Origin of the sequence: Enterococcus sp. DIV1315a (assembly GCF_051712325.1) — a bacterium.
GTDB classification, from domain to species: Bacteria; Bacillota; Bacilli; order Lactobacillales; family Enterococcaceae; genus Enterococcus; species Enterococcus faecalis.
Genome location: NZ_JBIOOS010000001.1, coordinates 2428551 through 2443989, shown reverse-complemented (window position 1 = coordinate 2443989; position 15439 = coordinate 2428551). Strand labels below are relative to the sequence as shown.

At 34.4% G+C, this 15439-nt stretch carries 15 protein-coding genes; 13 read left to right on the top strand and 2 right to left on the bottom strand.

The window, feature by feature from the left end:
• Position 1 precedes the first annotated feature (1 nt).
• The 5 genes from IGJ03_RS11595 to IGJ03_RS11575 all read left to right on the top strand — a co-directional run bounded on the left by IGJ03_RS11595 (position 2) and on the right by IGJ03_RS11575 (position 5364).
• Complete coding sequence (locus IGJ03_RS11595) at positions 2 to 751, top strand: Stp1/IreP family PP2C-type Ser/Thr phosphatase (protein WP_002354922.1); 750 nt, start codon at positions 2 to 4, stop codon at positions 749 to 751.
• A complete protein-coding gene (gene ireK, locus IGJ03_RS11590; RefSeq protein WP_002370103.1) occupies positions 748 to 2904 on the top strand; it encodes a serine/threonine protein kinase IreK in 2157 nt (718 codons plus the stop codon). The genes IGJ03_RS11595 and ireK overlap by 4 nt, the downstream gene beginning before the upstream one ends.
• Positions 2905 to 3152: 248 nt before the next feature.
• A complete protein-coding gene (rsgA, locus tag IGJ03_RS11585) occupies positions 3153 to 4046 on the top strand; it encodes a ribosome small subunit-dependent GTPase A (protein ID WP_002359046.1) in 894 nt (297 codons plus the stop codon).
• A 23-nt stretch (positions 4047 to 4069) separates the two neighbouring features.
• Entirely contained in the window at positions 4070 to 4723 is a 654-nt protein-coding gene (gene rpe / locus IGJ03_RS11580) for a ribulose-phosphate 3-epimerase (RefSeq protein ID WP_002354925.1), read from the top strand.
• Positions 4720 to 5364, top strand: a complete 645-nt coding sequence (locus IGJ03_RS11575; RefSeq protein ID WP_002361010.1) for a thiamine diphosphokinase — start codon at positions 4720 to 4722, stop codon at positions 5362 to 5364. The genes rpe and IGJ03_RS11575 overlap by 4 nt, the downstream gene beginning before the upstream one ends.
• A gap of 103 nt (positions 5365 to 5467) precedes the next feature.
• Here IGJ03_RS11575 and rpmB read toward each other — a convergent pair whose 3' ends face one another.
• Together rpmB and IGJ03_RS11565 are read right to left on the bottom strand one after the other, a co-directional pair.
• Entirely contained in the window at positions 5468 to 5656 is a 189-nt protein-coding gene (rpmB, locus tag IGJ03_RS11570; RefSeq protein WP_002354928.1) for a 50S ribosomal protein L28, read from the bottom strand.
• A gap of 503 nt (positions 5657 to 6159) precedes the next feature.
• Entirely contained in the window at positions 6160 to 6288 is a 129-nt protein-coding gene (locus IGJ03_RS11565) for a hypothetical protein (protein ID WP_002386259.1), read from the bottom strand.
• Between the two features lie 621 nt (positions 6289 to 6909).
• Between IGJ03_RS11565 and IGJ03_RS11560 the strand changes: the two genes are divergently transcribed.
• The 8 genes from IGJ03_RS11560 (at position 6910) to IGJ03_RS11525 (ending at position 15438) form a co-directional block, all read left to right on the top strand.
• Complete coding sequence (locus tag IGJ03_RS11560; protein WP_375804775.1) at positions 6910 to 8109, top strand: hypothetical protein; 1200 nt, start codon at positions 6910 to 6912, stop codon at positions 8107 to 8109.
• Entirely contained in the window at positions 8102 to 8863 is a 762-nt protein-coding gene (locus IGJ03_RS11555; protein ID WP_002380958.1) for a class I SAM-dependent methyltransferase, read from the top strand. Before IGJ03_RS11560 ends, IGJ03_RS11555 begins: the two co-directional genes overlap by 8 nt.
• The gene (locus tag IGJ03_RS11550; RefSeq protein ID WP_002370098.1) at positions 8853 to 10088 is read left to right on the top strand and encodes an aminotransferase class III-fold pyridoxal phosphate-dependent enzyme; all 1236 of its coding nucleotides are present in this window, start codon (positions 8853 to 8855) and stop codon (positions 10086 to 10088) included. The genes IGJ03_RS11555 and IGJ03_RS11550 overlap by 11 nt, the downstream gene beginning before the upstream one ends.
• Entirely contained in the window at positions 10081 to 11004 is a 924-nt protein-coding gene (locus tag IGJ03_RS11545) for a hypothetical protein (RefSeq protein ID WP_002370096.1), read from the top strand. Before IGJ03_RS11550 ends, IGJ03_RS11545 begins: the two co-directional genes overlap by 8 nt.
• 22 nt (positions 11005 to 11026) lie before the next feature.
• The gene (locus IGJ03_RS11540; protein WP_010821913.1) at positions 11027 to 11740 is read left to right on the top strand and encodes an SDR family oxidoreductase; all 714 of its coding nucleotides are present in this window, start codon (positions 11027 to 11029) and stop codon (positions 11738 to 11740) included.
• A 16-nt stretch (positions 11741 to 11756) separates the two neighbouring features.
• Complete coding sequence (locus tag IGJ03_RS11535; protein ID WP_002370094.1) at positions 11757 to 12647, top strand: ABC transporter ATP-binding protein; 891 nt, start codon at positions 11757 to 11759, stop codon at positions 12645 to 12647.
• Positions 12640 to 13881 carry an ABC transporter permease gene (locus IGJ03_RS11530; RefSeq protein ID WP_375804774.1) on the top strand — a complete coding sequence of 414 codons (1242 nt, stop codon included), beginning with the start codon at positions 12640 to 12642 and terminating at the stop codon, positions 13879 to 13881. The genes IGJ03_RS11535 and IGJ03_RS11530 overlap by 8 nt, the downstream gene beginning before the upstream one ends.
• Before the next feature lie 228 nt (positions 13882 to 14109).
• Positions 14110 to 15438 (top strand): sensor histidine kinase, encoded by a 1329-nt coding sequence (locus IGJ03_RS11525; RefSeq protein WP_438711146.1) that lies wholly within the window; start codon positions 14110 to 14112, stop codon positions 15436 to 15438.
• Position 15439 lies beyond the last annotated feature (1 nt).

Genomic DNA, 15439 nt, shown 5'->3' with positions numbered 1-15439 from the left:
TTTGGAAATCAACGTTCAATCAGATGTCGGTCGCAAAAGAAATACGAACCAAGATTATGCCAACGTTTTTGAGAACCAACAACACATAACCTTTGCTGTTTTAGCAGATGGCATGGGTGGTCACCAAGCAGGTGATGTCGCTAGCCAAATGGCAGTCAATAATTTAGGTGAGAGTTGGTCCAATGCGTCTGTCGACTCAGCTGAAAAATCTGCACAGTGGTTAATTCAAGCAATTCAAAAGGAAAATGAAAAAATTTATGAACGCGGACAATCGAAACCAGAGTATTTAGGAATGGGGACAACCGTGGTTGGTGCCATCCTTTTACCGGATTCATTTGTCTTAGCAAATGTGGGGGACAGTCGTGCTTATTTAGTTCGTGACCAACACATGTTACAATTAACAGAAGATCATTCTTTAGTGAATGAACTAGTAAAATCAGGGGAGATTACTCGTGAGATGGCTGCAAATCATCCACGAAAAAATGTCCTAACACGTTCTTTGGGAATGCCTGGTACTGTCGAAGTCGATGTAACCAATCATGAATGGCTGCCTAATGACTATTTACTGTTATGCTCGGACGGTTTAACCAATATGGTTCCTGAGACAAAAATTTTAGAAATTTTAGAGACGTCAGATCCCTTAGAATCCAAATTAAGCCAACTCGTTGCCCAAGCAAATGAAGCAGGTGGTTTAGATAACATTACCGTGTTAGTGATACACTTTGACGAACAGAAGGAGGAAAACCAATGATAGAAATCGGCAAGAAGCTGAATGGTCGATATCACATTATTGGCAGCATCGGAAGCGGCGGCATGGCCAACGTCTATTTAGCACACGATTTAATTTTAGACCGAGACGTTGCAGTAAAAGTCTTGCGCTTTGACTTCCAAAACGATCAAGCCGCCATCCGACGTTTTCAGCGTGAAGCACTAGCCGCAACTGAGCTGGTTCACCCGAATATCGTCAGTGTGTACGATGTAGGCGAAGAAGATGGACTACAATATTTAGTCATGGAATATGTGAAAGGAATGGACTTAAAACGGTACATCCAAACGCATTTCCCAATTCCTTATTCCACAGTTGTGGACATTACGCAACAAATTTTATCTGCTGTTGCAATGGCACATGAACATAGAATTATTCACCGGGATTTAAAACCGCAAAACATTCTGATTGACGAACACGGCACAGTCAAAATTACTGACTTTGGGATTGCGATTGCCTTGTCAGAAACGTCAATTACGCAAACGAACACAATGTTAGGTTCGGTGCATTACTTATCGCCAGAACAAGCGCGCGGAAGCATGGCGACCAACCAATCAGATATTTACGCTGTGGGAATTATTCTCTATGAAATGCTAACAGGGAATGTACCTTTTGATGGTGAATCAGCCGTAACGATTGCCTTAAAACATTTTCAAGAAGAAATTCCCTCTGTCAAAATGTTTGATCCAGGGATTCCTCAATCATTGGAAAATGTGGTTCGTCATGCAACAGCAAAAGACCCAAGCGATCGCTACAAAACAGCGAATGAGATGGCAGAAGACTTATACACGTCCTTGTCAGCCAGTCGTTTAAACGAACCTGCGTGGGAACCAACGGCTTTATTAGGAGAAACGAAAGTATTAACTCCGATTCCCGAAGACATCGCTGAACCGGAAGAGACAACGCCTGTCGAAGTTCCAGAAGATATCGCAGATGACATTTTAGCTGAACAACCACCGAAGAAAAACCGCAAAAAATTGTGGATTGGCTTAGCAATTGCGGCATTAATTGCTTTAGCAATAGGTGGCTTAGCCTTTGCAATGTCGGGTGGTAAAGACGTTGAAGTTCCTGATGTTACAAATGAAACGAAAGCGGACGCTTCACAAGCGCTACAAAGTGCCGGGCTGAAAGTCGATAGTGAAACCAAAAAAATTCCCGATGATAAGATTGAAGAAGGCAAGGTGGTCAAAACAGACCCCGAAGCAAAATCATCTGTGAAAAAAGGCCGATCTGTTACTTTATATATCAGCTCTGGAACAGAAAAAATTGAGATGGCCGATTATACAAACGAATCGTATGAATCTGCTGTCGAAGCCTTGAAAAAACTAGGGTTTTCAGAAGACCAAATTACAACAAAAAAAGAATACAGTGATTCTGTGTCTACAGATAACATTATTAAACAAAAACCAGCTGCAGGTAAAAAAGTTGATCCGAAAAAAGACAACGTCACTTTAACGGTCAGTGAAGGACCAGAAGCGGTTACTTTGCCTAGTTACGCCGGTTATTCTTACACAAATGCAGTAAATGCATTGGCACAATTAGGCATTTCTGAATCTCAAATTACGCGTGTCGACCAAGCAAGCGATACGGTAGAACCAGGTTTAGTCATTACGCAAGACCCCGCACCAGGTGGCACCGTGACACCTAAAAATGGCCAAGTGACGTTATATGTAAGTAAAGGTAGCGACAAAGTGACACTTTCTGATTATAGCGGAATTTCTTACGATAATGCGGTAAGTCGCTTAATTGCTTTAGGTATCCCAGAATCTCAAATTAAACGAGTGGACGAAGAAAGCGACAAAGTTGAAAAAGATACCGTGATTAGTCAAGAACCAGCTTCTGGTACCGCTGTTGATCCGAAAAATGACACGATTACTTTACATGTCAGCAAAGGCAGTGACTCAGTAACTGTTCCTGATATTTCAGGTTATTCGCCAAAAGCTGCAGAAGACAGCATCAATAACGCTGGCCTTAAAATCAATGAACAAGGATTATCTGGCTCTGGCGATGGCCAAGTCGTTGAACGAACTAGCCCATCCGCTGGCAGCAAAGTCAAAAAAGGCGACTCTGTTACAGTTTATTATTCAAAAGCAAATGATTCAAAAAGCACCACTAGTGAAAGTAGTACGAGTAATTAAGACAAGAGGTTGGGACAGGAGTGTTTAGCTTCAAGAACCAAGTAGGTACTGTTTAACATCTATTTGCTTTTCAAATAGTGTTTCTCAGCAATAAGAAGAAGCTGCTCCTGTCTCGCCATTTATCTTAAGATTTAGGTCTAGGAAGGTAAGTCATTTCGACTTATGTCCTAGGCTCTTTTTAATTAATAGAATCGAGAGGTTCCCTTGATTTCTCTGCCACTATCCTGTATATTCGAAAGTAGTTAGGAGTGGTTTATCTGAAAGGTCAAATCAGAAAAGCGTTAAGCGGTTTTTATTATGTATACGCAGATGGAGAAACATATCAAACAAGAGCGCGAGGGAATTTTCGTAATCGAAAAATTACGCCACTCGTGGGAGATGAAGTACTTTTTGAAAGCGATAATTTAACAGATGGTTATGTGTTGGAAATTTTACCAAGACGAAATGAATTAGTGCGCCCGCCTGTTGCAAATGTGGATCTAGGTGTGGTTGTCATGAGTATGGTTTCGCCAAATTTTTCGTTTAATTTGTTGGATCGTTTCTTAGTCAGCTTAGAGTATAAGGATATAGAACCAGTTATTTATTTAACGAAAGTTGATCTATTAGATGAGCCGCAACGTCAAGAAGTCACTGAAATTAAACAGATTTATGAAGCGTTAGGTTATGCGGTAATCGCTTCGGAAGACGTAGAAGCCACCAAAGAATTAGAACGCTTTTTCCCAGAACGGTTGACTGTTTTTATGGGACAATCAGGCGCTGGAAAATCAACATTGTTGAATCAAATTTCACCAGAATTACAACTAGCAACTGCGGAAATTTCCCAATCTTTAGGACGGGGCAAACATACGACCCGTCACGTGGAATTGATTCCGTTATACGACGGTTTGGTCGCTGATACACCAGGATTTAGTGCCATCGATTTCTTGGAGATGGAAGCAGTGGAATTACCAAAGCAATTTCCTGAATTTGTTGCCGCGGCCTCTCACTGTAAGTTTCGTGAATGTATGCACCACAAAGAACCTGGTTGTGAAGTGAAACGTCAAGTGGAAGCGGGAACCATTGCGACGAGTCGTTACGAAAATTATTTACAGTTTTTAATGGAAATCGAGAATCGACGACCTGTTTATAAGAAAAAATCATAGCAAATATAAAGGGAGCGAGCCAAATGAAACTAGCACCATCCATTTTAAGTGCCGATTTTGCCAATTTAGAAAGAGATATCCGTTTAGTAGAAGAATTAGGAGCAGATTATATTCATGTTGATGTCATGGACGGTCAATTTGTGCCCAACATTACCTTAGGACCGAATATCGTTTCAGCGATTCGTCCAGTGACAAAACTACCATTGGATGTTCATTTGATGATTGTACAACCTGAAAATTATATCAATGCTTTTGCGGAAGCCGGTGCGGATATTATTACCGTCCATCAAGAAGCAACACCCCATATTCATCGTGCCTTACAAATGATTAAAAATGCGGGTGTGAAAGCTGGCGTAACCATCAATCCTGGGACACCACTTTCGATGATCGAAAATGTATTAGATTTGGCAGATCAAGTCTTGGTAATGACTGTCAATCCAGGTTTTGGCGGACAATCATTTATTGAAAACTCACTAGAAAAAATTGCTCAATTAAAAGAATGGAAAGAAACAAAAGGATACACCTATGAAATTGAAGTCGATGGCGGGATTGTTCCTGAAACTGCCGCACGCTGCAAAGAAGCTGGTGCGGAAGTGTTTGTTGCAGGCTCCTACATTTATAATGCTGAAAATCCTCAAGAACGAATCGATGCACTGAGAGCAGTGCTAGACAAATGAGTCGTGTCTTACTGGTAGCTGGGGGCAATCCAAGTGATTGGCCAACCATTGAACCAGCTACGTATGATTATTTCGTAGGTATTGATCGCGGCTGTCTCCATTTATTAGAGGCCGATTTACCGTTACAATTAGCGGTGGGCGATTTTGATTCATTATCACGAGAAGAATACCATTTTGTCCAAGAAACTGCCGAAACACTCATTCAAGCACCTGCTGAAAAAGATGATACAGATACACAATTAGCGCTTCAAGAAGCTTTACAACGATTTCCACAAGCAGAGATGACGATTATCGGTGCGACAGGGGGCAGAATTGACCACTTATTAGCCAATCTTTGGTTACCCTTTGAACCACGATTTCAAGGTGTACTTCGCCAAATCCGTCTATGCGATCGTCAAAATAGCATCCAGTATTACGCCCCTGGTTCGTATATCGTACCGAAAGAGCCAGATAAAGAATATCTGGCCTACTGCTGTTTGACGCCTGTAGAAAACTTGACGCTACGACGCAGTAAATATTTATTAACCAATCAAGATGTTCCTTACCCAACATCGTATGCAAGTAATGAATTTATCGAAGAAGCCGCTGCTTTTTCCTTCGATGCAGGGATGATTGCGGTTATTCAAAGTAAAGACAAGTAAAAAGAGGTTGGACCTTCATCAATGCGATGAAGGTCCAACCTCTTTTTTTTATGCAATAAAAAAAGCCGAACAACGAACGTCCAGCTTTGCTTATTTAAGTTTATTAAACACGTTCGATTTTACCAGATTTCAAAGCACGAGTTGACACCCAAACTTTTTTAGGTTTACCATCGATTAATACGCGAACTTTTTGTAAGTTAGGTTTCACAGTGCGTTTTGTTGAGTTCATCGCATGTGAACGGTTATTACCACTTGAAGTCTTACGACCAGTGAAGTAACATACTTTTGCCATTTTAAGTTTCCTCCTTTGCCTTGATCTTGGAGCGATAATATTCAGCTCATACTAACTTAATTTATCATATTAGGCACTGATTTGCAAGAAGATTTTTAGTGAGAAAATAGGAATATAAAAAATCAGTGATTTCAATTTAAAATCACTGATTTTTTATATTCCTATTTTTTCACTTTCATAGACACACTGGATAAGTACGAAGAATAAAAATATCCACTAAAAATAACTGTTGCAATGGCTAATATTGCTTTTATAGCTACAGGCTTAACGAAAATCGTCATTGCTACAAGTAGGAATAGTAAACATAGTAGTACAGTGATGTACTTCTGATTCATATAAGGAACACCTTCTTCCTTTTTATTTATACTTATGTGATAATGATTGCTATACCAACGCTAGCACCTGCTCCAGCAAGTACTCCAGCTCCCATGCACCAACCGCAATTTAGATTTTTAATTGTACATTCAGTCATTTTGATTTTCATATCGTTTCCTCCTAGTTAATTAAGTCAATGCAGCAAGACCTACACCTGCTGCAATAAGGCCTGCACCAATACCGACCCCAGTCCAAAAATCAGTGCCATGTGAATTTAATGTCTTGTGATCTACCTCTACAAATTTAATCAATTTCATTATTATCTCTCCTTTATAAAAAATATTAGTTATAGTTTTTTACTTCTTAAAATCGCCAAATTGGCAAAATGATGATTGGAGATGGGAAAAACCATTTCATGTTGGCTCACCTCCTAGTAGTCTAAATATGGGTATTTCTTTTACTGAGTTAAAAAATACAAGAATCAAAAGCGTACTAACGTTAACACCTCAATAATATTCAGGTAGTATTTTACTTTGTTACCTGTTTTTTTAACTTAAAATTTCCCTATGTTAATACTACAACTGCAGCACCAATACCAATACCTACACCTACACCATGCCAAAAGCTATTGATTACCTTTTTTTCTGTTTCCTTAAACTTAATTTTATTCATACTATTATCTCCTCTTTTCCTAAATATTTTTATTGTGCACACTTAAAGTATATGAGGTGTGAAAGAATATATATTTTTTTTCTTCAACTATGTGTTCTTTAACTTATTCGTTAGAAATTGAAGTTCTTTAAACGTTTGGGCAGTCGTAAATGTTAGAAAAGACAATAGGGACCAAAACTTAAGAAGTTAAGAGAAAATGTAAACGGGGTGTATTAGGCCATTATAATTAAACTAGTTAAATATTAAATAAAAGTGGAGTGGAAGAAATGATTGGAATAACGTTAGTAGAAGAAAGCAACTATGTATTAAAAAATATTGAAGATGTAGCGCTGTCTGATATCATGAGAGAAGGTGCTTTTATAGAAGAATTGAGTACTGATACATATAATTTTGATACAAACACTTTTTTAGATTTATTGGAATACGTAGAGTTTCAAGAATATACAAACTATATTTTTGTCAATTTTTCAAAATCAAAGCGGTTGCCTAAAATTATCTCTTTTTTAAATGCATTTAGTGAGACAACGATATTTCATTCTGTGTCTATAGAAGATGGAGATTCTCTAACTAAGCAGTATATTGATAGAGATAAACTTAAGTTTTATGAAAAAAAGATAGACAGATCAGAACAAGTTTTAAAAAATGGTTTAATGGCACTTTTCACAGGTCTTTATCCAAGAATATTTAAAAAGAACATGATTAAACATCTTTATTTTGAACAATTGGAAGATGCAGAGAAGCTTCATCCTTCAGTATATCTAAATTGTGCAATTAATTATGGATTATATATCGATGAATTGGAAAAAAATTTTGATAGCAAAATTCCTGGTATTATCACGTTCAAAAATTCTTTACGAACTTTTACGAAAGATATTGAATTAGAGGTGCTTTCCGAAAAAGAGCTAGATAAATTGTTACAGAAATTTAAAGAAAATGGGACTGTATTCTGGGAAACAAGGAAGAGTGGAATTTATGATTATTCTCAAATATTATCACTCGGATTAGAACGTGGTTTATTTATCTTTTCAGATGGAGTTTATTTGGATTATCAAAGAAAAAAACAAGTATCTTCATCAATAAACTGTACATTTTCAGAAATAGAACTAGGGAAAAGTAGAATTAGTCATAAGAATAAAAAAAATGGACTTTATGAAATTTATCCATTGTTAGTAAGTATTGCTGCATCAATAAAGGATGCACATCTAACCTTTATTACACCATTTAATAAACATCAATTCGATTCTATTAATTTAGGCAATTATCCCAGTGAATGGGTAGTTTTTTCTACTAGAGAGACTTATTTTGCATTACATGTACCAAGTAATCGAACATTTGAAGTTAATCAATTATTTGTAGAAATTTTTGAGGCACAAATGAAAAATTGTGTTGAATTAGCCAAAAGTAAGAATGGAGAAATCACAGATGAATTAATTAAAGAGCAGCAGGAGTTGATGTTTAGTGTATAAAGCTGAAACAGTCTTTTTTGGAACATTTAAAGAAAAACTGAGGGATGGTAAAGAAATAGATATAATAAATAATATTTATCAAGAAGTAGAATTTGCACAATACTATGAAGCAGTTGCATGTGAATCTATAAGTGGTGATATTGAATATTATCTAGATATGCTTTCTAAAAACGATCGAGTATTGGAAATTGGAACAGGAAATGGACGTGTTTTGAAGCCTTTATTGGCTCATGGGATTGATATCTACGGAATTGAGCCAGAGCAAGCGATGCTAGAATTTCTAAATGAAGAAGAAAAATCTCGTGTATATATTGGAGGGATTGAAAAACTGACTCAATTTAATCATACATCAAAGTATAGTTATATTATTATCCCTGCTACTTCTGTTTCTCTGTTTGATGAACAAATCTTTTCAAATTTTTTGTCTGAAGCAAAGAAAGTGTTAAATAGTAAAGGTAAGATTATTTTTGATTTTATTAATCCAGGGCAGATAAAAAAATTAGATGGAGTGGTTTCTATTGATAAGATTAGCGATCAATTATTTATGTCAGGAAACTTTGTCCAAGGAAAAAAGTTCATCTATAACATTTACACAAAAACAGCTAAGGGAAGTAGAAAGTTAGGTTATTCAATAAAGAATATTTACACCATTGATCAAGTAAATCATTTAGGTGAACAATTAGGCTATACGTCAAGAATCATAAAAAAACAACCTGATTATATTATGATGGAGGTGCAAAAAAATGAAATATAATTATCTAGTCCCGATGGGTGATATTACAAAAGTGAATGAACATAAAACTACTATTGTTCGAGCTGAAGAGGAGTATGTATTTGATGAAGAGCAGAAGAGATTTGTGGATTTAAGAAGTGGATTATGGAATACAAATTTAGGCTATAAAAAAGAATTGTATGAGATAATCAGGCAACGATTCACTGAACAACTATCAAAGAGCTTAACTTATCTAGATATTCATTCTTTTCATCACCCAGTTTATCAAGAATATGCTAAAAAACTTGCAACATTTGCCGATAAAGAAGGATTCTATGAACAGGTTATTTATACAAACAGTGGGTCTGAATGTACCGAGCTGGCATTAAAAATATCGCGTCAAATAAATAAAAGCAATCAAAAGATACTAGCCTTTTCTCAAGGGTATCATGGTACTTTTTGGGGAGGGATGTCAATCAGTGGGTTAGATCAAGAAGTAACAGACATTTATTCACCTAAACTGAGTAATATGGAATTTATAAAATCTCCGGAGAATGATATAGAGGAGAAGAATTTTTTTAAGCATATTGAATATCATCACCATGAATATAGTGCAATGATTATTGAACCTGTTTTGGGCTCTGCAGGTATAAAAATGCCTTCAATTCGATTCTTGAATAAATTAGGAAGTTTACTAAAAAAATACGGTATAATAGTTATTTTTGATGAAGTGGCAACTGGTTTTTATCGGACCGGAAAACCATTTTATTTTCATTATTTAGATTTTAAACCAGATATTATAAATCTCAGTAAAGGAATAAATAATGGTATGTTACCGTTTGGAGTTGTTTTGTTATCAAATGATATTGTTTGTGAATTGAAAAAAGAAAAATTAGAACATTTTTCGACGCAGAATGGTAATTTACTTGGTGTGATCAGTGCATATGAAACTTTAAATTATTATCGACAACATGAAGTAGAAATTGTGCAAAATATCCAAAATTTAAATGAACTTATTTTAACAGAGTTAAATGTATATGGTATTTCTTTTAGAGGAATAGGTTGTATGTTTGCAATACCAATAGATGACAAACAAGCACTACCTTTGATTATTCAGTCATTAAAACAGACAGGGATATTATGTTATCAATATTTTAATTCTGATGAAGACAATGGATTGACATTGATGCCATCATTTTATACAAACTATCAAAAGATGTTACAAATAATAAGGCGTATAGCTAAAGTGGTGAACGCATATGCTTGATGTACGTTATTTGAAAGTAGATCAAGTTCTTTTTGAGTATATAGAATGTGATGAAGGTGTCTATATCTATAATACAAATAATGAACGAATGGTCCAATCAACAATTGATATGATTAATTATTTAAAAGAATATAAATCGGGGGATAGTACGAATGATCCAGCAATTGACAATTTTATTTTTGGTGCAGGAAAAAGAAAGTTATTAGATATTAAGTTGAAAGGTTTTTCTATATCTAAATCATTTTTTTTAGTTTTTTTTAAATTTATGGATGCGACGATTATAACAAAGATACGTTTTGCTTTCACCCTAATAGGTGTGATTCTTTTGCCATTTTTTTTTCAAAAAGAACTTATAGTTTATTTTACTGAGATGAAGCGAGTAGACTGGAGGACACTGGTAGTTGTGTATGTTGGTCAATTGATAATCACTATGATTCATGAGCTGGGACACTATTACTATTATCAAAAATATATCAGTTCGAATCAGTTTCGCTTTGGTTTTTTGTTAAGATATTTTTTCTTATTTATGTTTTACACGAATGTGAATTTTATTGAACAACTATCAAAGAAAAAGCAATTAAAAATTATGATAGGTGGTATTCAGATTCAGATGATGATCAGTGGGATTCTTTGTTTGATAATGTTGGTTAATTCTTCACGTATATTAATACTGCTCTTTTTTTTAAATAGCTTTAATATTTTGATTAACTTACTACCTTTTATAAAAACAGATGGATATTGGATTGTTAATTTGTTGATTGATTCACAAGACTATATGAGTTCTTTTAAATCATGGATCAAAAAAGAGAAAAAAGACATTAGGCTAGTAGAAATTTTATTATCTTTAGCAAATATTGTTATTATTTTTTTTATTATCTTGATGGGAGCCATACAGCTGATACAGTTGTTCTTTTAAGAGAATACGAAGGAGAGTAAGTATGAAAAATTTATTAGTTGTGGGATCTGCTGGATATTTAGGTAGGTCTTATATAGAAAAAAATAAAGAAAAATATAATTTTTGGGGAATAGATAAAGTCAAGAATACTAGTTGTCCAGATTTTATTAAGCAAGAATTTATTGCAGATGTAACAGATTTAAACAACATTCGAAAAATAAGAAAAAAACTTGAATGCGAGAGGATAAAATTAGATAGTCTATTATTTTCAGTAGGGATTAATCCTTTTCAAAGTTTTTATAGTATTGATGAAGAAATATGGGATTACACATTTTCTGTAAATCTAAAGTCTATTGTATTCATGATTAAGGAACTGTATCCATTATTTAAAGAACAAGTAGCTATCGTTCTGATTGGTTCTCAAAATGGTGTGGTTGGGCATGAACAGAGAATAGATTACGGTCCATCTAAAGCGGCGTTGATTCAATTAGCTAAAAATTTAACTTTGGATTTTGAGAAGGATCAGGAAAAAGATATTAAAGTTAATGTTGTTTCCCCATCATATATTCTAAATCAAAGTAATAAGCAGTTATTAACAGAATCTTTTGAAGGAAAGAAATTGCTAAAAAAAATCCCACTAAAGAAATTTGTTCAACTGGAAGATGTTGTTGCAGCCATTGATTTTCTGTTATCAGATCGCAGTAAAGCAATTAGAGGTCAAAACATTATCGTGGATTATGGCTATACCATTGTTTAACAGGAAGAGGGAAAATATGAGCTTAGAAATTAAAAAGTTGAAAAAGAAAATGAATGAGCAGGAAATTATTAAAGGAATCAATTTGACTATTCCAGAAGGCGAAATTTACGGCTTCTTAGGCGCAAACGGTGCAGGTAAAACTACTATTTTTCGCCATATTTTAGGCATCTACTCTCCTGATGAAGGGGAAATAACATGGCAGGGACGTAAAGTTGATCGCTTTGATGCTAAAGAGGTCGGTTATCTTCCAGAAGAGCGTGGCCTATATCCGAAAAGAACGGTGAGACAACAATTAACTTTCTTTGGGAAGCTCCGTAAAATGAAAAAGAAAGAAATTGAAAAAAGTATCCTCTTTTGGCTGGATTTTTTTAAGATACAAAAGAACGTAGATCGAAAAATTAGTGAATTGTCAAAAGGGAATCAACAAAAGATTCAATTTATTGCGTCGATCATTCATGGACCCAAGCTTGTCATTTTGGATGAACCATTCTCTGGGCTAGACCCGATTAATGCGAATCAACTAAAAGAAGCAATTCTTTTTTTGAAGGAAAATAGTGCTACGATAATTTTCAGCTCTCATCAAATGGCAAACGTAGAAGAAATCTGTGAAAACATTTGTATGATGAAAAAGGGTGAGGTTCTTTTAGAAGGAAATTTAAAAGAAATCAAAGATGAAACGGATAAAAGAAAAGTGATTGTTCAGGCTGATTTTGACAGAGAAATATTAAAACAAGATTTTGAAATAGAATCGTATAAAGAAGAAAATGATGTTATTTCTTTTTATGTAAAAGATGAATGTACTGCGAAGAAAATTCAAAAATTTATTTTTCAATCAGAAAATATTCAGCAATTCAGAATTGAGCCAATTTCGTTAAATGATATTTTTCTAGAAAGAGTGGGTGAGTAAAGTGAAAAATATAGTGACGATTGCTTTAGAAACATACAAACAAAAAGTCGTGTCAAAAGTGTTTGTTATTATACTGTTGGTTTTGATGGTAGGGACATTTTTGGGAATGAATTATGAAGGGATTCTAAAAAAAGAGGAACCAAGTAAAGAAACCATCCTTGTTGTTTCAAATAATCAAGAGACTGTTACTATGCTGAAAGAAGTTGGTAAAGGTACCAATCTGAACTTTGTTGACGGCGGTCAAAAGTTATCAGATGCTGAGAAAGAGCTGAAAGATAGAGCGAGTAAAACCATTTTGAAAATTGAAAAGAGTAGCGCTGGTCTATACGAAGGAAAAATTTATTACGAAGGAGCTCTCCAATATAATGTGTCTGAACAATTACAAAGTCTTGTAACCACTGTAAATCAATCGATTAAATTAAATCAATTAAATATTGATGCGACGCAACAACAGTTTTTGAATGAAAGCACACGTTTATCCTTAGAATCTTTAGCTGGAAATCAAGATAATTCGGTTCAAACATTAATACTAGTTTATATTGTTGGTTTTATTCTCTACATTGCAGTTATGCTCTTTTCTACAATGGTTGCCCAAGACATTGCGGTGGAAAAGAGTTCAAGAGTTATGGAAATTTTACTCACAACAATTACACCAGTTCAGCATTTAATTGGTAAAATTGTTGGCATTGGGCTAGTTGGGGTAACGCAAGCAGCAGCAATTTTGGGGGCTGCGTATGCATCTTATGGAATTTTTGGAGATAGTACAGGAGTATTTGACTTTTTGAGTGAGGGCAAAAATAGTCAAGCAATCATCTTAGCTGTCATATGTTTCGTTTTAGGTTATTTGCTATATTCTGTTACGGCTGCTATTTTAGGTTCTGTTGTTTCCTCTGTTCAGGAAGTTCAACAGTTGATGTATATTTTGATTATTCCTTTATTTATTGCGATGTTTATGGTAATGATTCTTGCAACTGGATTAGGAAGTAACCAAGCGACTATCATTTCATCTTATATACCGTATCTATCACCGATAGTCATGTACGCACGTTATATGCTGGGGGATGCATCGTTAAATGCTTTTGCAGTAGCGATGGGAATTAATCTGGTCTTTACTATGATTTTAGCGTTTCTAGGCAAAAGTGTTTATCAAGGGGGCGTGTTTATTTATAGTGGAGATAAACTTATAAATATTTTCAAAAAAGCGTTTAAATCTGGGAAATATTATGTTAGATGAGTATAAAAAATCTTGTCGCAACTCTCATGTATAAAACATTTATTTTGATAAATAAAAAAGTAATTGAAATTGTACACTCAGTATAGCGAGTGTACAATTTTTGTTTATAGCGTAATAGTCGGGCACTGAAAATTACTTTTTCTCAGTTTCACTTGTAAAGAAAGCTTGAATTGTCTTTTATTAGAGTATATACTTTTTTTATTAACTGAAATATAAGGAGGTTTTAATTTGGAGAGATTTCTTTTTATTCTAAGTAATATCACGGTAGTGTTTCAAGTGTTCTTTAATTATCTAAAGTCAAAAGTAGTAAAGCTTAATAAAAAAATTACTTTACATAGTATTTTCGGCTTGATGGTTATCGCAATTTTGAATGGCAAAATAATTTCTGCTATAGGAATGTATGGATTTGCTTGGATTTATTTGAGTATAATAATTTTAGGTTATTTTTTTATCTCTAAAAGCCTTATTAAAGTTTTAGGTATAAATTCTTATATCGTCATTATTTCAGCTATAAGTGGTCAGTTTGTATCCTTTATAAAGGAAAAAATATTTGGCACAGAACTAATTTTTTCAAGTAATTTAACCATGTTTTTACATAGTACATTTCGGCTAGCACTATCAGTAATTCTGACGATATTAATGATAAAGGGGATAAAAAAACTAGAAAAAAAGTTTTCTATTATCAATGAATGTCTTCTGCTTTTTAATTTGATAGGAATCGGCACAATGATTATCTACTATACCAGCCTGATTTTAGGAAAATATTTGGGGAATAACAAGGAAATAATTGTAGTAAATTCAATCTTTCTCACGCTCTATTTAGTCGTTTCATTAATTTCTTTTATTGTGTATCTTAGTTCGCTCAAAAATAAATATGATATTCAACAGAAGGAAACAGAATATTTAGAAAATCAGAGATATATGGAGGCAATGGAGAAACAATTCAAGGAGATTCGGAAGTTTCGGCATGATTATAAAAATATCCTAAATTCATTAGAAGATTTTATTGTAAGTGGAGATTACGAGAGTCTTAATGACTATTATTTCAGTAAAATAAAGAAAGCATCAAAATGCATTGACCAAAATGGGTTCAAGTTAGAAGCGATTGGAAACATTCGAGTAAGAGAAGTTAAAAGTCTCCTTGTGTCTAAGTTGATTTCAACGCAAGAAAAAGGAATGGATGTACAGTTAGAAGTGACTGAACCAATTGAAGAATTAGCCATTGATTCAATTTCTTTGGTTAGAATACTAGGTATTTTTTTAGATAACTCTATAGAAGAAATCGAATTTTTAGGTGAGGGTAAGCTTGTAATCGCTGTATATAAAGATGCCTCTGCTGTACATATTATTATCCAAAATTCATGTAGGAAAAATTTACCAAAATTCCATCTACTTAAGCAACGCGGTTTTTCATTAAAAGGCACTGATAGAGGAATGGGATTGAGTAATGTTCAAGAATTGCTTCAATCCCTAAATAATGTTCAACTAGCTACATCCATCAGTGATGGATGGTTTACTCAAAAATTGACGATTGAAAACAATAGGAGGTGCGAATAAG

Excerpts from the sequence above, each read along its gene's own strand:
- ireK (WP_002370103.1), top strand. The coding sequence starts at position 748 with ATGATAGAAATCGGCAAGAAGCTGAATGGTCGATATCACATTATTGGC.
- rpe (WP_002354925.1), top strand. The coding sequence starts at position 4,070 with ATGAAACTAGCACCATCCATTTTAAGTGCCGATTTTGCCAATTTAGAA.
- IGJ03_RS11575 (WP_002361010.1), top strand. The coding sequence starts at position 4,720 with ATGAGTCGTGTCTTACTGGTAGCTGGGGGCAATCCAAGTGATTGGCCA.
- rpmB (WP_002354928.1), bottom strand. The coding sequence starts at position 5,656 with ATGGCAAAAGTATGTTACTTCACTGGTCGTAAGACTTCAAGTGGTAAT.
- IGJ03_RS11565 (WP_002386259.1), bottom strand. The coding sequence starts at position 6,288 with ATGAAATTGATTAAATTTGTAGAGGTAGATCACAAGACATTAAATTCA.
- IGJ03_RS11560 (WP_375804775.1), top strand. The coding sequence starts at position 6,910 with ATGATTGGAATAACGTTAGTAGAAGAAAGCAACTATGTATTAAAAAAT.
- IGJ03_RS11550 (WP_002370098.1), top strand. The coding sequence starts at position 8,853 with ATGAAATATAATTATCTAGTCCCGATGGGTGATATTACAAAAGTGAAT.
- IGJ03_RS11545 (WP_002370096.1), top strand. The coding sequence starts at position 10,081 with ATGCTTGATGTACGTTATTTGAAAGTAGATCAAGTTCTTTTTGAGTAT.
- IGJ03_RS11540 (WP_010821913.1), top strand. The coding sequence starts at position 11,027 with ATGAAAAATTTATTAGTTGTGGGATCTGCTGGATATTTAGGTAGGTCT.
- IGJ03_RS11535 (WP_002370094.1), top strand. The coding sequence starts at position 11,757 with ATGAGCTTAGAAATTAAAAAGTTGAAAAAGAAAATGAATGAGCAGGAA.